The organism is Helicobacter sp. 219-2, from assembly GCF_030053225.1.
Classification (GTDB): domain Bacteria; phylum Campylobacterota; class Campylobacteria; order Campylobacterales; family Helicobacteraceae; genus Helicobacter; species Helicobacter pylori_C.
Genome location: NZ_JASGBS010000001.1, coordinates 1,209,212 through 1,226,173, shown reverse-complemented (window position 1 = coordinate 1,226,173; position 16,962 = coordinate 1,209,212). Strand labels below are relative to the sequence as shown.

Genomic DNA, 16,962 nt, shown 5'->3' with positions numbered 1-16,962 from the left:
ACCTTGCGATAAATAACAGGAATGGTTGATGCGTATTTTAGGGATAGATCCGGGCAGTAGGAAATGCGGGTATGCTATCATCTCTCACACTTCTAACAAGCTTTCTTTAATCACGGCCGGGTTCATTAACATCACCACGACACGCTTGCAAGAACAGATTTTAGATTTGATAGAAGCCTTAGATTGCTTATTGGATCGTTATGAAGTCAATGAAGTAGCGATTGAAGATATTTTCTTTGGGTATAACCCTAAAAGCGTGATCAAGCTCGCGCAATTCAGGGGGGCGTTGTCCTTAAAGATTTTAGAAAGGATCGGTAATTTTAGCGAATACACGCCCTTACAAGTCAAAAAAGCCCTAACCGGTAACGGGAAAGCCGCTAAAGAGCAAGTGGCCTTTATGGTCAAACGCTTGCTTAACATCGCAAGCGAAATCAAGCCTTTGGATATTAGCGATGCGATAGCCGTTGCTATCACGCATGCGCAACGATTGAAGCTCCATTAACTACCATTTGTAAGCCACTTCAAAGCGCGCGTTAAACCCGGGCTCTGCGATCGCTCTTTTAATAGCGTCAGTTCCTGGCATATCCGGGCTCATGACATAAGGGCTTGTTTGATCCACATAGAATTTGTTGAAAACATTATTAAACACGGCTGAAAGCAACAAACCTTTCCAATGGCTTTTGGTTTTAGGACTCCAATTGATATAAAAATTACTCACACCATAGCCCGGTTTATGCATATGCACTAACCCTAATTGGGATCCGCATTTGGCTAAATCGGTAGGGGTTTTGGGTTTTTCAGCCGTCCCGTAATCAGGCAAGTAAATATCAAACCCACAATAATCTAAACCGGTAACAAAACGGCTAAGCCAAGCAAGATTGATCCCTGTTTTGGGGATGGTGTAATCCAATTTAATGATAAAAACATTACCGGTGCTTGCGGCAAGCTCATAGCTGTCTGCCATTAAATACCCCCTAGTGGTGGGCCAAGTGCGCGAGATCCCTACATTCAAACTCACACCCTTGTATTTGAAAGTCCCGCCCACTTCATAGCCATAAATCCTAATCGCTTGACTCAAATTGGTTACAATCAAATTTTGCGCGTATTGTGAGATGAAATTATCCAAAGCTTGATAAAACGCCGCAGCCCTCCCGCTAAAATACTGGCCTGAATAATCAATATTAAATTCAGCGTTAGAGCCCACTTCAGGCTTGATATTTTTAGCGTATCGTAAATCGTTTTGGCGCATATACACGCCATCTCCTGGCATAACCCCCCTTGTAACTTGAGAATAAGTGATTTTTAAAGATAAAGGCTCAATGGGGCTGATCACAAGAGCCGCACTAGGGCTAAAGCCTTGAGTGTAGCGGTGGTTCCAGTCTTTATCATAAAGCGTGTATGCGTCCCACCTTACCCCGGCTCCAAAAGTGATGATTTTATGGGGCGAGTAATTCGCTTGCACATAGCCTCCATAAATATTCCCGTTCGCTTTCCCTCTTTGGCATAAAGTAGGGTCATTGGGGTTATTATCCACAAGAGAGCAAGCGATTTGTTTTTGTCCTTTATCATCAGTATAGACTTGATTAGGCCTGTATAATTCTGATTTAGGGATGCGAGCGTCAAAAACGCTTAAATTTTGGTAATTGAATCCGTATTCAAAAAGGCTGTCTGTGGCTTCATCAATCACATGCGCGACTTTAAGGTTTAAGCCGGTGTTGTTTAAAAACAAATTTCTAGGCTGTGAGCTTGGTTTATCCACATCTGAAAAGCTTGGGGTGCAATACCCGCCTTCAACGCATGGGTAATTTTCTTTTTCCCATGCACTCGCTTGAGAAGTGGGGAATCTAGCATAAACGCCATTAGGATCAAATAGGGGATCAAATTGAGCGTTTCTAATGCTTGTATAAAGGGTAAAATCCAATCGTGGGTCGCCAAAAGAATTTCCCGCTTCCCTTTTGTATTGTAAGGAAAGATTGTTGGCAGTATTGACGGAGTGATACATGTATCTTGTGAAACTATCCAACACATTAGGACACCCTTGGTCGCTATCTGGGCTAAAAGGGGCTTCACAAGGATAGGCTAACCCTATAGCGTTACTCCTTAAGGGGCGTGTAGCGTTATCTCGTGTCATGTTCCAGCTGAAAGTGAGCGTGTCTCTGTCGCTCAAATAGCCATTCATTTTAACTAAAGCGTTGTTTTGCTCGCTGGGAGTTCCTGGCTCTTTATCGGCTTGTGTGGGTTTGAAAAGGTTTTTCATCGCTGTAGCGCCGCTTCTATAATAGAAGATGTTTTGGTGCGTGTAATAAGCGATAATATCAAAATGCGCGCTTTGGTAAGCCGATCTGAAAGTTTCTCTGTCCCCAAAATTGGTATAAAAACTCACCGCCCCACTGGCTGCATAATTTTTCCCCCTAGGGATAAAATCAGCCGCTCCTTTAGTCTCCATTTTAATCACTCCTGCAATCGCTCCTGGCCCTGCGCTCGCATTCGCTGCACCTTTGGTAACTTCCACGCTTTTGAGCATGCCAGGGTCAATCACGGTGTTGCCTTGGTGGTGGTAGATATTGCCATTTTGTGCAGCCCCATCCACCGTAACCCTTAAAAGCCTGTCTTCAATGCCTCTCACATAGATTTTCTGCCCCATCACGCTCCCTCCGCCCACATTCACATCAGGGTTAGTCCTAAACAAGTCCTTGACTTCATTGCTTTGGCGTTGATCTAATTCTTTAGAAGTTACTTTAAACTCATTGTTGTAAGTGAAAATCCTTTTAGCTTGGGTGGTAACCTTGCCTAGAGTGTGATCCGCACTATAGCAAGTATCAGCGAGTAGGGGGAAACATAAAGCGTATCTAAGCTTTGGGTATGATCTTAAAAATATCAAACAACTCTCCTTAATCTAAAAATCAAAAAATAAAAATCAAAAAAAAAAAACAAAATCCGTCAATGCATTGAGATAGAATAGTATGATAATTATTATTAAAACTAGATTAAAAATAAAATTTTGTTTTTAATCTTTCTTATTTTCATTAATTGTTACAAATAGAAATACTTAAGGGGTTTTTTTATTCTTAAAAAAAGGATTTTTTAAAGAAATTGAATCTTGTTAGTCTTTATATAACAAATTATGTGATAATCACCACAAGTAATCGGCTTGGTGTCAGATTACGAAGATTTAAAATCGAATAAAGGAAAAAAGATGGTTAATAAAGATGTGAAACAAACCACTGCTTTTGGTGCTCCCGTTTGGGATGACAACAATGTGATTACGGCTGGTCCTAGAGGTCCTGTTTTATTACAAAGCACTTGGTTTTTGGAAAAATTAGCGGCGTTTGACAGAGAAAGAATCCCTGAAAGGGTGGTGCATGCTAAAGGAAGCGGAGCTTATGGCACTTTCACCGTGACTAAAGACATCACTAAATACACTAAGGCGAAAATTTTCTCTAAAGTGGGCAAAAAAACCGAATGCTTTTTCAGATTCTCTACTGTGGCTGGTGAAAGAGCAGTGCGGATGCAGTGAGAGACCCTAGAGGTTTTGCGATGAAGTATTACACTGAAGAAGGTAACTGGGATTTAGTAGGGAATAACACGCCTGTTTTCTTTATCCGTGATGCGATCAAATTCCCTGATTTCATCCACACTCAAAAACGAGATCCTCAAACCAATTTGCCTAACCCCGACATGGTATGGGATTTTTGGAGCAATGTTCCTGAAAGTTTGTATCAAGTAACATGGGTTATGAGCGATAGGGGTATTCCTAAATCTTTCCGCCACATGGATGGTTTTGGCAGCCACACTTTCAGCCTTATCAACGCAAAAGGCGAACGCTTTTGGGTGAAATTCCACTTTGAAACCATGCAAGGCGTTAAGCACTTGACTAATGAAGAAGCCGCAGAAATCAGAAAGCATGATCCTGATTCCAATCAAAGGGATTTATTCAATGCGATCGCTAGAGGGGATTTCCCAAAATGGAAATTAAGCATTCAAGTGATGCCAGAAGAAGATGCTAAGAAGTATCGATTCCATCCGTTTGATGTGACTAAAATTTGGTATCTCAAAGATTATCCATTGATGGAAGTGGGCATTGTAGAGTTGAATAAAAATCCTGAAAACTATTTCGCAGAAGTGGAACAAGCGGCATTCTCTCCGGCTAATGTCGTTCCTGGAATTGGCTATAGCCCTGATAGGATGTTACAAGGGCGCTTGTTCTCTTATGGGGACACACACCGCTACCGCTTAGGGGTTAATTATCCTCAGATACCGGTCAATAAACCAAGGTGCCCGTTCCACTCTTCTAGCAGAGATGGCTACATGCAAAACGGATACTATGGCTCTTTACAAAACTATACGCCTAGCTCATTGCCAGGTTATAAAGAAGATAAGAGCGCGAGAGATCCTAAGTTCAACTTAGCTCATATTGAGAAAGAGTTTGAAGTGTGGAATTGGGATTACAGAGCTGATGATAGCGATTACTACACCCAACCAGGTGATTACTACCGCTCATTGCCAGCTGATGAAAAAGAAAGGTTGCATGACACTATTGGAGAGTCTTTAGCTCATGTTACCCATAAGGAAATTGTGGATAAACAATTGGAGCATTTCAAGAAAGCTGATCCCAAATACGCTGAGGGAGTTAAAAAAGCTCTTGAAAAACACCAAAAAATGATGAAAGACATGCATGGAAAAGACATGCACCACACAAAAAAGAAAAAGTAACCCTTTTCTTTAAGCGTTCTTAATTTTTTAGGAACGCTTTGTCTTTCAAAATTTAGGTTTTTGGATACTTATCAATCCTTTAGGGTTGGTGGTGTGTCCTATTTTTTCATTCATTCAACGAATTTAAAAATTACAATAAAGAGTTATAGTTATGAAACGAAGGGATTTTATTAAAACGACTGCTTTAGGCGCTACAGGTGCTGTTTTAGGAGCACAGATTTTGCAAGCAGAAGAAAGCAAAGGGAGTGTTGCAAAATATAAAATAGAAGCTCAATACAGCATTGATTTTGATTCTGCAGAACACACTTCACTTTTCATTCCCATGCCGAGTGTTGTAGCGAGCAATGTGCATTTACAGGGCAATCATGCTAGCTATAAAAGCATGCTCAATTTTGGAGTGCCTTATTTGCAAGTGGATTTTTTAAAAAGCGCTCAAAAAAAGCAAGTCCATTTGTCTTATGAGATCGCTAGCTATCAATTGAACGAGCGTTTGTTTGAAACGAGCGATTTTGTAGCAATGGGGCGTTATGAAAGAGATGATGCGAGCGTGGCTAACATTGCCAACCAGCTCAAGGGAACAACCCCTAAAGAAAGCGTTCGTAATTTTTATGCGTTCATCAAGCATGAGATGCCTAAAAGACAGAAGGCTTTAGAGGGTAAAGAAAATTTGCCTAAACGCGAGAGTTTGCCTTGGTTTGCAACCATTTCCAAAGAGAGCATGTTTGTGTCCTTATGCCATGCGTGTGGGATTAAAAGCGCTGAAGTGCAAGGTTTGAAACTGGGTCAAAACAGCGTGGTGAAAAACGCTCCTAGAGTGGAAGTGTATTTGAAAGATTCATTTCTAGCGTTTGATTTTCAAAATAATCACAAGGAAGTTTTTATCCCGTTGAATCGTCATAAAGACATGCAGTTAGATTCTGCTTTATTGGCGACTTTTGGCGATGCTTTTGCCCTTGTAGATGGTAGGGATTTAGGCAATTACGAGAGCAAACTTTTTGAAAAAAGAGTGTCCTATACGATTGTCTAAAGGCATGAAATTTAGGAATATTCCTTGATAGTGAGCTTTCCTTTGTTAAGGAGAGTTTGCAAAAAGGGTTTAAAGGGTTGTCTTTATGCGAGAATTTTTTAAGAAACTTGGCACAGAATACGCTTCTAAGCTGTTTTTGATTTATTGGCTTAGGTGGATGTTGAGTGCGTTGGTGATGCTGCCTTTTATGGAGATTTTTTATTATTTCAATTTTCCGTTGTGGCTCAATCTTTTCTTGGGGCAAACCATTGGAGCGGTGATTTTTTTCAAGCTGGATAAGTTGATTTTTTCTAAAAAATGATTTTTACAAGCTTAAAAAGCCACTAAGCTTTTCTCACTCTTAAGTTTTTGTATTTTCCTAAGCTTTTTTGAGGAATTCAGATTTTAAAGACAGACTCTGCCCTTCTATTTTACAATCCACATTGTGATCGCCATTGACAAGCTTGATATTTTTGATTTTGGTGCCTTTTTTAAGCACTAAAGATGAACCTTTAACCTTTAAATCCTTAATGAGAATGACTGAGTCCCCATTTTGTAAAAGATTATTGTGGCAATCTTTAACGATCAATTCTTCATCATTAGCTTCATTTTCATTCCATTCATACAAACAGCTAGAGCAAACCAATTGCACGCCATCATGGTAGGTGTAGGCGTCGTTGCATTTAGGGCATGGGGGTAAATCTTGCATGGTAGTTGTCCTTATTGTGGTATTAGAATGATGATATTACCTAAATCAAGGTTATAAAACGCTTTATTGTGATAAGTATCAACCCAACAAGATCGCATGACGAAAAATTATCAATTTAAGTTTTTTCTGGTTAGTATTCAAAAACTCTTTTTAGAAATAGGTTACTAAATGTTACTAATAAGTTAAAATTCATTAAAATAATCATAATGATTAAAGCTTTTAACCACTATTGTAGAAAAATAACAAAAGGGTTTGTAAAAACTCTCATTAAAAACAAGGAGCAAAAAAGATGAAAAAAGCGGGCTTTCTTTTTTTAGTGATGATAACTATCGTTGTTATGGGTTTAAACGCTAAAGATCCGAATGTGTTGCGTAAGATTGTTTTTGAGAAATGTTTGCCTAATTATGAGAAAAATCAGAATCCTTCGCCATGCATAGAAGTCAAACCCGATGCCGGCTATGTGGTTTTAAAAGATATTAACGGCCCGTTGCAGTATTTGTTGATGCCAACAACTCACATTAGCGGTATTGAAAGCCCTTTGTTGCTTGACATTTTTACGCCTAACTTTTTTTATTTATCCTGGCAAGCGCGGGATTTTATGAGTAAAAAATACGGCAAACCCATTCCTGATAGCGCGATTTCTTTGACGATTAACTCTCATAAGGGGCGATCGCAAAACCATTTCCATATCCACATCTCTTGCATTAGCCTTGAAGCACGCAAACAGCTGGATAATAATCTAAAAAAAATCAACAGCCGTTGGTCGCCATTATCAGGCGGCTTGAGTGGGCATAAATATCTGGCGCGTCGGGTAACAGAAAGCGAGTTGGCGCAAAAAAGCCCCTTTATCATGCTTGCCAAAGAAGTTCCTAACGCGCATAAACGCATGGGAGACTATGGCTTGGCGGTGGTGCAACAAAGCGATAACTCCTTTGTCTTATTAGCGACACGATTTAACCCATTAACTTCCAATCGCGCTTCAGCCGAAGAGATTCAAGATCATGAATGCGCGATTTTGCGTTAAGGCAAGTTTTAAGGTAAATTGGATTCTTAAATTTGAGCGACAACCTTTAAGAAGCGTTATGGGGGTAGTGTTACAAAACCCCCTATTTGAATTTGACTGATCTTTTTACTAACAAAACTTAAAATCTGCAATCAATCATTCTAAAAAGCTATTTAGGAACAACTTTTGCTTTATTTTGCATAGATTGAATTTCTTTAAATTAAAGGATAACCATGCTTAGGTCTTTATGGTCTGGTGTCAATGGGATGCAAGCCCACCAAATCGCTTTGGATATTGAGAGTAATAATATTGCGAATGTGAATACCACTGGTTTTAAATATTCTAGGGCTTCTTTTGTGGATATGCTCTCTCAAGTCAAACTCATCGCTACCGCACCCTATAAAAACGGGTTAGCAGGGCAGAATGACTTTTCTGTGGGGCTTGGGGTAGGCGTGGATGCGACGACTAAAATCTTTTCACAAGGCAATATCCAAAACACAGATGTCAAAACCGATCTAGCGATTCAAGGCGATGGCTTTTTTATCATTAGCCCTGATAGGGGGATTACGCGCAATTTCACTAGAGATGGGGAGTTCCTTTTTGACTCGCAAGGGAGTTTGGTTACCACCGGCGGGCTTGTGGTGCAAGGGTGGGTGCGAAACGGGAGCGATACCGGCAATAAAGGGAGCGATACGGACGCTTTAAAAGTGGATAACACCGGCCCTTTAGAAAACATTAGAATTGATCCGGGGATGGTGATGCCAGCCAGAGCGAGTAACCGCATTTCTATGAGGGCGAATTTAAACGCTGGAAGGCATGCCGATCAAACAGCGGCGATATTTGCTTTGGATTCTTCAGCCAAAACCCCTTCAGATGGCATTAATCCGGTGTATGATTCAAGCACGAATCTAACTCAAGTCGCCGAAGACATGGGATCTTTATACAATGAAGATGGCGACGCTCTTTTATTGAATGAAAATCAAGGGATTTGGGTGAGCTATAAGAGCGCAAAAATGGTCAAAGACATCCTCCCTTCTGCAGAAAACAGCACGCTTGAATTGAATGGGGTTAAGATTTCTTTCACCAACGATTCAGCGGTGAGCAGGACTTCAAGCCTAGTAGCGGCCAAAAATGCGATCAACGCAGTCAAAAGCCAAACAGGCATTGAAGCTTATTTGGACGGCAAGCAATTGCGTTTGGAAAACACCAATGAATTAGACGGCGATGAAAAGCTTAAAAACATTGTGGTTACTCAAGCCGGAACCGGGGCGTTCGCTAACTTTTTAGATGGCGATAAAGATGTAACGGCTTTCAAATACAGCTACACGCATTCTATCAGCCCTAATGCGGATATTGGGCAGTTTAGGACCACTGAAGACTTGCGCGCCTTAATCCAGCATGACGCTAATATCGTTAAAGATCCTAGCTTGGCGGACAATTACCAGGACTCAGCCGCTTCTATAGGGGTTAGCGTCAATCAATACGGCATGTTTGAAATCAATAATAAAGACAATAAAAATGTCATTAAAGAAAATCTCAATATCTTTGTGAGCGGGTATTCTTCAGACAGCGTAACGAACAATGTTTTGTTTAAAAACGCGATGAAAGGGCTTAATACCGCTTCTTTGATTGAAGGGGGAGCGTCAGCGAGCAGTTCTAAATTCACCCACGCAACGCATGCCACTAGCATTGATGTGATAGACAGCTTAGGCACTAAACACGCCATGCGCATTGAATTTTATAGGAGTGGGGGAGCGGAATGGAATTTCAGGGTGATCGTGCCTGAGCCTGGGGAATTAGTAGGGGGGTCAGCGGCTAGGCCTAATGTGTTTGAAGGAGGCCGTTTGCGCTTCAATAACGATGGATCGCTTGCGGGCATGAACCCGCCTCTTTTGCAATTTGACCCTAAAAATGGCGCTGATGCCCCCCAACGCATCAATTTAGCCTTTGGTTCTTCAGGGAGCTTTGACGGGCTAACGAGCGTGGATAAGATTTCTGAGACTTATGCGATTGAGCAAAATGGCTATCAAGCGGGCGATTTGATGGATGTCCGCTTTGATTCAGATGGGGTGCTTTTAGGGGCGTTCAGTAATGGCAGGACTTTAGCACTCGCGCAAGTGGCTTTAGCGAATTTCGCTAACGATGCGGGCTTACAGGCTTTAGGCGGGAATGTCTTTTCTCAAACCGGAAACTCAGGGCAAGCCTTAATCGGTGCGGCTAATACGGGGCGTAGGGGTTCGATTTCAGGATCTAAACTAGAGTCTAGTAATGTGGATTTGAGCCGGAGTTTAACGAATTTGATTGTGGTTCAAAGGGGGTTTCAAGCGAACTCTAAAGCGGTAACCACATCCGATCAAATCCTTAATACTCTATTGAATCTTAAGCAATAAACTGAAAGATTACTCTATTACAATATAATAGGGGCTAATTTAAAGATTAAGGTTTAGTATGCATGAATACTCGGTCGTTTCTTCTTTAATCGCTCTTTGCGAAGAGCATGCGAAGAAAAATCAAGCCCATAAGATTGAAAGAGTCGTGGTCGGTATTGGTGAAAGAAGCGCTATGGATAAGAGCTTGTTTGTGAGTGCGTTTGAGACTTTTAGAGAAGAATCTTTGGTGTGTAAAGACGCTATTTTAGACATTGTGGATGAAAAGGTTGAATTAGAATGCAAGGATTGTTCGCATGTTTTTAAGCCTAACGCGCTAGATTATGGGGTGTGTGAGAAATGCCATAGCAAGAATGTTATTATCACTCAAGGCAATGAAATGCGTTTGTTGTCTTTAGAAATGTTAGCGGAATAAAAACCGATGCAAGAAGAATTGAACGCTTACCAGCAAGAAATTAAAGACACTAGAGAAGTTTTAAAAAAAATCCGTTTGGAATTGAAGCAAGTCCAAGAAATTTTGCGTAAGAAAAAGAGCGCTTTAAAAGGTCTGAAGCAAAAAATCTATCAAAAAAAATTAGAAAAAGAAAACTCCCGCTTAAACAAAGAAACACAAAATACAGAAGTGGATGTAATTTTCCCTAAAGCCCTTGAAGAAGTGGAGGTTTACACTAAGGACAATCAGGTTATAATGGCAAAACCAAGCAAGCGTGTGTTTGATGAAGGGCTTTATTTGCAATACCGCAGCGTTTTGCGCGAAAACAGGCTTTTAAAAAACCATCTCTCTAAAAAAGATTTTGAAAATTCGTTACTCAAAATTGAATTAAGGGATTTGCATAAAGAAATCAAGCTCTATCAAGTCCAAAACCTTTTGAAAGACAAATAATGCCCACGATTTTAGTGAGCGCTTTAGAAGCGAGCTCTAATGCGCATTTAGAGGAATTACGCCAAAATTTGCCTGAAGATTATCGTTTTATTGGGGTGTTTGAAAACAAAGATGCGCTCTATAGCCCTAGGGAATTTTCTATCATGGGTTTTAGAGATGTGATAGGTCGTTTAGGGTTTTTACTCAAAGCCCATAAAGAAATGGTCCAATTAGCCAAACAAGCGGATATGGTGCTTTTAATGGATTCTTCTTCTTTCAATATCCCCCTAGCCAAAAAAATCAAAAAACAAGATCCGCATAAAAAAATCATGTATTATATTTTACCGCAAGTTTGGGCATGGAAAAAATGGCGCGCTAAAAGTCTTGAAAAATACTGCGATTTTTTGGGAGCGATTTTGCCTTTTGAAGTGAGTTATTACCAAAAAAAAGCCCAATATGTAGGACACCCTTTATTAGATGAAATTAAATACTATAAAAAAGATATTAAGGGCGAAACTTTAGTGTTCATGCCAGGAAGCCGAAAAAGTGAAATCGCTAAAATATTCCCTTTATTTGTCAAAACGGCTCAAATTTTAGAACAAAACGAAGGGTTTAAAAGGCGTGTGTTGGTCGTGCCGAGTTTCTTTAAGGGGTTGGATTTGAAAGCCCTTTATGGGGAAGGCATTAAATTATTTGAAATTTCTTATGATGCGCATAAGAGTTTGTTTGAAGCGGAATTTGCGTTCATTTGCAGCGGCACAGCGACTTTAGAAGCCGCTCTGATTGGCACGCCTTTTGTGTTAGCGTATAGGGCTAAAACGATGGATTTTTTGATCGCTAGAATGTTTGTCAATTTGCATTATATAGGTTTAGCGAACATCTTTTATAACGCCTTAAATAATGAAACTCCAGGGCTTGGGGAGAGCCAATTACACCCGGAATTGATCCAGCATTTTTTGAGCGTAGAGAATTTGTTAAAAGCGTATGAAGAAATGGATAGAGAGCGCTATTTTAAAGAAAGTTTGAGATTAAGGGAATATTTAGCCAGTGGGAGCGCGAGAAAAATCGCTAATGAAATGGCTTTTTTGCTGAATTTAACTTAATTTTTACTATAATCTCTACTGAATAAGCTTAGGAGATTAAATGAACAAAGAACCTATGAGTATGCATGGATACAATAAAATTTGCGCGGAATTGAAGCAATTAAAAGAGGTGGAACGGCCTAATATTGTGAAAGAAATTGATATTGCTAGAGGGCATGGGGACTTGAAAGAAAACGCTGAATACCATGCCGCTAAAGAAAAACAACGCTTCATTGAAGCGAGGATCGTGGATTTAAGCGAAATTATCGCTAACGCTCAAGTGATTGATCCGAGCGCTTTAGCCCATAATAAAGTGAGTTTTGGCAGCACGATTAAAATCCTTAATTTAGACAACGATAAAGAGTTTTCTTATACGATAGTAGGGAGCGTGGAGAGCGATCCGGCTAAAGGGTTAATCTCTTTTGGTTCGCCAATCGCTAAGAGCTTGATAGGTAAGAGCAAGGGCGATTCGGTGAGTATTCAATTGCCTAATGGCGAGAGCGATTTTGAAATTTTAGACATTTATTATAAAGAGATTTGTTTTGATGAAAATTAAAATCCAAAAAATCCACCCAAACGCCCTTATCCCTAAATACCAAACCGAGGGTTCTTCAGGCTTTGATTTGCATGCCGTAGAAGAAGTAATGATCAAACCTCATAGCGTGGGGTTGGTGAAAATAGGGATTTGTTTGTCTTTAGAAGTGGGGTATGAATTGCAAGTGCGCACCCGTAGCGGTTTGGCTTTGAATCATCAGGTGATGGTGTTAAATTCTCCTGGCACGGTGGATAATGATTATAGGGGCGAAATTAAGGTCATTTTAGCGAATTTGAGCGATAAAGATTTTAAAGTTCAAGTAGGGGATAGGATCGCTCAAGGGGTGGTTCAAAAAACTTATAAAGCCGAATTTATAGAATGCGAGCAATTAGATGAAACTTCAAGGGGTAGCGGGGGCTTTGGCAGCACAGGAGTGAGTAAGGCATGAGCATTAAGGAAAATTTAGAGCAGGTTAAAAACGAATTTAAAAGCGATGAAAAGCTTTTAGAAGGAGCGTTTAGATTAGAAAAGTTTTTCAAACGCTACAAGTGGGTGTTGTTGTTTATCGTGGTGGCTTTTATTGCTTATTTAGGGGATACAAAATTACAAGATTATAAACATGAGCAAACCAGAGAGCGGATCACTCAAATTTATAATGAAGTGCTAGAGAGCCCTAATAATATAGCCTTGCAAAAAAGATTGAAAGAAGTCGCTCCAGAGTTGTATGACTTGTATCAGTTCGCTAGAGCGAGTGAGAGAAACGATGCAAACGAGTTTAAAAGGCTTTCACAATCTTCTAATGGAATCGTTAAGACATTTGCCAAATATTCTTACGCATCGCTCTCTAGAGATAAAAACTTGCTTGAAAAAAGCCCCATTCTTAAAGAAATGAGCGCTTTACAAGAAGTGAATTTGTTGTATGAAGAAAATTCTAAAGACGCAATCATAAAAGCACATCAAAGTTTATCAGCTATCCCTCTAAGTTCTTCACTCTATGCTATAATCTCTGTTTTAAAACATTATGGAATGTTAGAAGATATTCAACAAAACCCTTCCAAACCAACTAATCTAAAGAAAGAAACCATTCAAGGAACGCATTGATTTGATGAACAAACCATTTTTAATCTTACTCATAGCCCTAATTGTCTTTAGTGGCTGTAACATGAGAAAATACTTCAAACCCGCTAAACACCAAATTAAAGGCGAAGCGTATTTCCCTAACCATTTGCAAGAAAGCATCGTTTCGTCTAATCGTTATGGAGCCATTTTGAAAAATGGAGCGGTTATAGGCGATAAAGGTTTAACGCAGCTAAGAATCGGTAAGAATTTCAATTATGAAAGCAGTTTTTTAAATGAGAGTCAAGGGTTTTTCATCCTTGCGCAAGATTGTTTGAACAAGATTGATAAAAAAACAAGCAAAAGCAAGGTGGCTAAGACTGAAGAAACGGAATTGAAATTAAAGGGCGTTGAAGCAGAAGTCCAAGATAAAGTCTGCCATCAAGTGGAATTGATTAGCAATAACCCTAACGCCAGCCAGAAATCCATCATTATTCCTTTGGAAACTTTTGCCTTGAGTGCGAGCGTTAAAGGGAATCTTTTGGCGGTGGTGTTAGCGGACAATTCAGCGAATTTATACGACATCACTTCTCAAAAATTGCTTTTTAGTGAGAAAGGTTCCCCAAGCACCACGATCAATTCTTTAATGGCGATGCCTATTTTTATGGATACGGTCGTGGTATTCCCCATGCTAGATGGGCGTTTGTTAGTCGTGGATTATGTGCATGGAAACCCTACGCCTATTAGAAACATTGTTATCAGCAGCGATAAGTTTTTTAACAATATCACTTACCTTATCGTAGATGGCAACAACATGATCGCTTCTACAGGCAAAAGAATACTCTCAGTAGTGAGCGGTCAAGAGTTCAACTATGATGGGGATATTGTGGATTTGCTTTATGATAAGGGGACTTTATACGTGCTCACGCTAGATGGGCAGATCTTACAAATGGATAAGAGTTTGAGAGAATTAAACAGCGTGAAACTGCCCTTTGCTTCGCTCAATACCATTGTATTAAACCATAATAAATTGTATTCTTTAGAAAAACGAGGGTATGTGATAGAGGTGGATTTGAATGATTTTAATTCGTATAATGTCTATAAAACGCCAACTATAGGCAGTTTTAAGTTTTTTTCATCCAATCGTTTGGATAAAGGGGTGTTTTATGATAAAAATCGGGTGTATTATGATCGCTACTATTTAGATTATAATAATTTTAAACCCAAGCTTTATCCCGTTGTGGAAAAACCTGCATCTAAAAAATCTCAAAAAGGCGAAAAAGGGAACGCTCCTATTTATTTGCAAGAAAGGCATAAGGTCAAAGAAAACAAACAGCCTTTAGAAGAAAACAAAGTTAAGCCAAGAAATAGTGGGTTTGAAGAAGATGAAGTTAAAGCCAACCAACGCGGTATGGAGCCTATTAACAATCAAAATAACGCTATCCAACAAGGCGTAAAAGAAAATCAAGAAAACAAAAACGCTCCTGTTTCAAAAGAGGGTAACGCTTTTAAAGAAGCGCCAAAACTCAGCCCTAAAGAAGAAAAACGCCGCTTGAAAGAAGAAAAGAAAAAAGCTAAAGCCGAACAAAGAGCGAGAGAATTTGAACAAAGAGCGAGAGAGCAACAAGAAAGAGATGAAAAAGAGCTTGAAGAAAGAAAAAAAGCTTTAGAAATGAATAAGAAGTAAGCCTATGCCAGCTAGGCAATCTTTTACGGATTTGAAAAACCTGGTTTTATGCGATATAGGCAATACGCGTATCCATTTCGCGCAAAACTATCAGCTCTTTTCAAGCGCTAAAGAAGATTTAAAGCGTTTGGGTATTCAAAAGGAAATTTTTTACATTAGCGTGAATGAAGAAAATGAAAAAGCCCTTTTGAATTGTTACCCTAACGCTAAAAATATTGCAGGATTTTTTCATTTAGAAACCGACTATATAGGGCTTGGGATAGACCGGCAAATGGCGTGTCTAGCGGTAAATAATGGCGTGATCGTGGATGCGGGGAGCGCGATTACGATTGATTTAATCCAAGAGGGCAAGCATTTAGGAGGGTGTATTTTACCTGGTTTAGCCCAATATATCCATGCGTATCAAAAAAGCGCTAAAATCTTAGAGCAACCTTTCAAAGCATTAGATTCTTTAGAAGTTTTGCCTAAAAACACTAGGGACGCTGTGAATTACGGCATGATTTTAAGCGTCATCTCTTGTATCCAACATTTAGCCAAAAATCAAAAAATCTATCTTTGTGGGGGCGATGCGAAGTATTTGAGTGCGTTTTTACCCCATTCTGTTTGCAAGGAGCGCTTGGTTTTTGACGGGATGGAAATCGCTCTTAAAAAAGCAGGGGTATTAGAATGCAAATGATGCACAATTTGAGTTTTTTGGGCATGTTTTTAGCCGCTTTGAGCATGTCTTTAGGGCATTGTGTGGGCATGTGTGGGGGGATTGTGAGCGCATTTAGTCAAATAAAATTTTCTAAAGTTACAAGCTTTTCTTACCAGCTCGCTTGCCATGCCCTTTATAATTTAGGGAGAATCAGCACCTACATGCTTTTAGGGGCTATAGCAGCAGGTTTAGGGCATAGTCTTAGCGTGAGCATGGGTTTTAGGGGTGTTTTATTCATCAGCATGGGGATTATTTTGATTGGTTTAGCGCTCTTGGGGGCAAGAATGGAAAAATTAAGCTTTCAAATCCCTTTCATCTCTTTTTTGATGAAAAAAACCTTGCAATCTCAAAACATTCTAGGGCTGTATTTTTTGGGCGTGTTGAATGGGTTTTTACCTTGCATGATGGTGTATTCGTTTTTAGCGAGCGTGATTCTTAGTCATAGCGCGTTTATGGGAGCGATGCTAGGCCTTTCTTTTGGGCTTGGCACTAGCGTGCCGTTGTTTTTAATGGGGGTTTTTTTAAGCAAAATTTCCATTTCTTACAGGAAATTTTTCAATCTTTTGTCTAAAGGTTTAATGGGGGTTTTTGGGCTTTATATTCTTTATATGGGGATCATGCTCATTAACCACCAAAACCCCCATGCGATGCATCATCAAAACAGCACCACTCAGCATGATCATAAAGGAGCGCATTCGCATGAACACTAACAAAGCCCTTTTTTTGGACAGAGACGGCATTATCAATATTGATAAAGGCTATGTGAGTCAAAAAGAAGATTTTGAGTTTCAAAAAGGGATTTTTGAATTACTAAACCATGCGAAATCTTTAGGTTACAAACTGCTTTTAATCACCAACCAATCCGGGATCAACCGGGGCTATTACACCCTTAAAGATTTTGAAAATCTCACCGAATACCTTCAAGAAAGCTTGCTTAAAGAATTAGGTTTTAATTTGGATGGCATCTATTTTTGCAGGCACGCCCCAGAAGAAAATTGCGCTTGCAGAAAGCCAAAGCCCTCTTTGATTTTGCAAGCCGCTAAAGAGCATCAAATTTGCTTGGAGCAATCTTTTATGATAGGCGATAAAGAGAGCGACATGTTAGCCGGCTTGAACGCTAAAGTTAAAAACAACCTTTTATTGGCCACAAATTTTTTAAAAACTCCTCATTCTTGGATACAATGCAAAGATCTTAAAGAGATGATCCATTGGATTAAATAAGGAT

At 39.7% G+C, this 16,962-nt stretch carries 17 protein-coding genes and 1 pseudogene; 16 read left to right on the top strand and 2 right to left on the bottom strand.

Translation table 11 applies throughout. The annotated features are described in order from the left end of the window. The first annotated feature begins 28 nt into the window (after window positions 1–28). On the top strand, window positions 29–502 hold the full coding sequence (ruvC, locus tag P6280_RS05995) for a crossover junction endodeoxyribonuclease RuvC (protein ID WP_001221177.1): 474 nt from the start codon (window positions 29–31) through the stop codon (window positions 500–502). Here ruvC and P6280_RS05990 read toward each other — a convergent pair whose 3' ends face one another. Continuing rightward, complete coding sequence (locus tag P6280_RS05990; RefSeq protein WP_283237468.1) at window positions 503–2,878, bottom strand: TonB-dependent receptor; 2,376 nt, start codon at window positions 2,876–2,878, stop codon at window positions 503–505. It abuts the gene before it with no gap. A 318-nt stretch (window positions 2,879–3,196) separates the two neighbouring features. On the opposite strand from P6280_RS05990, the pseudogene P6280_RS05985 reads away from it, so the two are divergent. The 3 genes and pseudogenes from P6280_RS05985 (at window position 3,197) to P6280_RS05975 (ending at window position 6,041) form a co-directional block, all read left to right on the top strand. Beyond that, window positions 3,197–4,713 (top strand): annotated as a pseudogene (locus P6280_RS05985) (catalase). Window positions 4,714–4,864: 151 nt separating this feature from the next. Continuing rightward, window positions 4,865–5,740 (top strand): twin-arginine translocation signal domain-containing protein, encoded by an 876-nt coding sequence (locus P6280_RS05980; protein ID WP_000828945.1) that lies wholly within the window; start codon window positions 4,865–4,867, stop codon window positions 5,738–5,740. A gap of 85 nt (window positions 5,741–5,825) precedes the next feature. Next, the gene (locus P6280_RS05975) at window positions 5,826–6,041 is read left to right on the top strand and encodes a hypothetical protein (protein WP_001206517.1); all 216 of its coding nucleotides are present in this window, start codon (window positions 5,826–5,828) and stop codon (window positions 6,039–6,041) included. A gap of 57 nt (window positions 6,042–6,098) precedes the next feature. Here the strand turns inward: P6280_RS05975 and P6280_RS05970 are convergent, their stop codons facing one another. Then, window positions 6,099–6,428: a zinc ribbon domain-containing protein YjdM gene (locus tag P6280_RS05970; RefSeq protein ID WP_017283601.1), complete on the bottom strand. Its 330-nt coding sequence runs from the start codon at window positions 6,426–6,428 to the stop codon at window positions 6,099–6,101. A gap of 289 nt (window positions 6,429–6,717) precedes the next feature. Between P6280_RS05970 and cdh the strand changes: the two genes are divergently transcribed. The 12 genes from cdh (at window position 6,718) to gmhB (ending at window position 16,958) form a co-directional block, all read left to right on the top strand. Beyond that, window positions 6,718–7,452, top strand: a complete 735-nt coding sequence (gene cdh, locus P6280_RS05965; protein WP_502868308.1) for a CDP-diacylglycerol diphosphatase — start codon at window positions 6,718–6,720, stop codon at window positions 7,450–7,452. A 212-nt stretch (window positions 7,453–7,664) separates the two neighbouring features. Further along, complete coding sequence (flgE, locus tag P6280_RS05960; RefSeq protein WP_000946422.1) at window positions 7,665–9,821, top strand: flagellar hook protein FlgE; 2,157 nt, start codon at window positions 7,665–7,667, stop codon at window positions 9,819–9,821. 58 nt (window positions 9,822–9,879) lie between these two features. Next, complete coding sequence (hypA, locus tag P6280_RS05955) at window positions 9,880–10,233, top strand: hydrogenase/urease nickel incorporation protein HypA (RefSeq protein WP_000545280.1); 354 nt, start codon at window positions 9,880–9,882, stop codon at window positions 10,231–10,233. A 6-nt stretch (window positions 10,234–10,239) separates the two neighbouring features. Next, window positions 10,240–10,701: a nickel-binding protein Mua gene (gene mua, locus P6280_RS05950; protein ID WP_283237266.1), complete on the top strand. Its 462-nt coding sequence runs from the start codon at window positions 10,240–10,242 to the stop codon at window positions 10,699–10,701. Continuing rightward, window positions 10,701–11,783: a lipid-A-disaccharide synthase gene (lpxB, locus tag P6280_RS05945; protein ID WP_283237265.1), complete on the top strand. Its 1,083-nt coding sequence runs from the start codon at window positions 10,701–10,703 to the stop codon at window positions 11,781–11,783. The genes mua and lpxB overlap by 1 nt, the downstream gene beginning before the upstream one ends. Window positions 11,784–11,823: 40 nt before the next feature. After that, a complete protein-coding gene (greA, locus tag P6280_RS05940; protein WP_001031323.1) occupies window positions 11,824–12,318 on the top strand; it encodes a transcription elongation factor GreA in 495 nt (164 codons plus the stop codon). Beyond that, entirely contained in the window at window positions 12,308–12,745 is a 438-nt protein-coding gene (dut, locus tag P6280_RS05935; protein WP_000694155.1) for a dUTP diphosphatase, read from the top strand. The genes greA and dut overlap by 11 nt, the downstream gene beginning before the upstream one ends. Next, on the top strand, window positions 12,742–13,398 hold the full coding sequence (locus P6280_RS05930) for a hypothetical protein (protein ID WP_180611643.1): 657 nt from the start codon (window positions 12,742–12,744) through the stop codon (window positions 13,396–13,398). The genes dut and P6280_RS05930 overlap by 4 nt, the downstream gene beginning before the upstream one ends. A 4-nt stretch (window positions 13,399–13,402) precedes the next feature. Further along, window positions 13,403–15,040: a plasminogen-binding protein PgbB gene (pgbB, locus tag P6280_RS05925; RefSeq protein WP_283237264.1), complete on the top strand. Its 1,638-nt coding sequence runs from the start codon at window positions 13,403–13,405 to the stop codon at window positions 15,038–15,040. 4 nt (window positions 15,041–15,044) lie between these two features. Continuing rightward, entirely contained in the window at window positions 15,045–15,716 is a 672-nt protein-coding gene (locus P6280_RS05920; protein ID WP_126131266.1) for a type III pantothenate kinase, read from the top strand. Beyond that, window positions 15,707–16,447: a sulfite exporter TauE/SafE family protein gene (locus tag P6280_RS05915; protein WP_283237263.1), complete on the top strand. Its 741-nt coding sequence runs from the start codon at window positions 15,707–15,709 to the stop codon at window positions 16,445–16,447. Before P6280_RS05920 ends, P6280_RS05915 begins: the two co-directional genes overlap by 10 nt. Beyond that, a complete protein-coding gene (gmhB, locus tag P6280_RS05910) occupies window positions 16,437–16,958 on the top strand; it encodes a D-glycero-beta-D-manno-heptose 1,7-bisphosphate 7-phosphatase (protein WP_245044961.1) in 522 nt (173 codons plus the stop codon). The genes P6280_RS05915 and gmhB overlap by 11 nt, the downstream gene beginning before the upstream one ends. The last annotated feature ends 4 nt before the right edge of the window (window positions 16,959–16,962 follow it).

What these genes read in the sequence shown, in the direction of transcription:
- P6280_RS05975 (WP_001206517.1), top strand. Translation starts at nt 5,826, where the DNA reads ATGCGAGAATTTTTTAAGAAACTTGGCACAGAATACGCTTCTAAGCTG.
- P6280_RS05980 (WP_000828945.1), top strand. Translation starts at nt 4,865, where the DNA reads ATGAAACGAAGGGATTTTATTAAAACGACTGCTTTAGGCGCTACAGGT.
- P6280_RS05970 (WP_017283601.1), bottom strand. Translation starts at nt 6,428, where the DNA reads ATGCAAGATTTACCCCCATGCCCTAAATGCAACGACGCCTACACCTAC.
- pgbB (WP_283237264.1), top strand. Translation starts at nt 13,403, where the DNA reads ATGAACAAACCATTTTTAATCTTACTCATAGCCCTAATTGTCTTTAGT.
- cdh (WP_502868308.1), top strand. Translation starts at nt 6,718, where the DNA reads ATGAAAAAAGCGGGCTTTCTTTTTTTAGTGATGATAACTATCGTTGTT.
- lpxB (WP_283237265.1), top strand. Translation starts at nt 10,701, where the DNA reads ATGCCCACGATTTTAGTGAGCGCTTTAGAAGCGAGCTCTAATGCGCAT.
- dut (WP_000694155.1), top strand. Translation starts at nt 12,308, where the DNA reads ATGAAAATTAAAATCCAAAAAATCCACCCAAACGCCCTTATCCCTAAA.
- hypA (WP_000545280.1), top strand. Translation starts at nt 9,880, where the DNA reads ATGCATGAATACTCGGTCGTTTCTTCTTTAATCGCTCTTTGCGAAGAG.
- P6280_RS05920 (WP_126131266.1), top strand. Translation starts at nt 15,045, where the DNA reads ATGCCAGCTAGGCAATCTTTTACGGATTTGAAAAACCTGGTTTTATGC.
- mua (WP_283237266.1), top strand. Translation starts at nt 10,240, where the DNA reads ATGCAAGAAGAATTGAACGCTTACCAGCAAGAAATTAAAGACACTAGA.
- P6280_RS05915 (WP_283237263.1), top strand. Translation starts at nt 15,707, where the DNA reads ATGCAAATGATGCACAATTTGAGTTTTTTGGGCATGTTTTTAGCCGCT.
- greA (WP_001031323.1), top strand. Translation starts at nt 11,824, where the DNA reads ATGAACAAAGAACCTATGAGTATGCATGGATACAATAAAATTTGCGCG.
- flgE (WP_000946422.1), top strand. Translation starts at nt 7,665, where the DNA reads ATGCTTAGGTCTTTATGGTCTGGTGTCAATGGGATGCAAGCCCACCAA.
- gmhB (WP_245044961.1), top strand. Translation starts at nt 16,437, where the DNA reads ATGAACACTAACAAAGCCCTTTTTTTGGACAGAGACGGCATTATCAAT.
- P6280_RS05930 (WP_180611643.1), top strand. Translation starts at nt 12,742, where the DNA reads ATGAGCATTAAGGAAAATTTAGAGCAGGTTAAAAACGAATTTAAAAGC.
- ruvC (WP_001221177.1), top strand. Translation starts at nt 29, where the DNA reads ATGCGTATTTTAGGGATAGATCCGGGCAGTAGGAAATGCGGGTATGCT.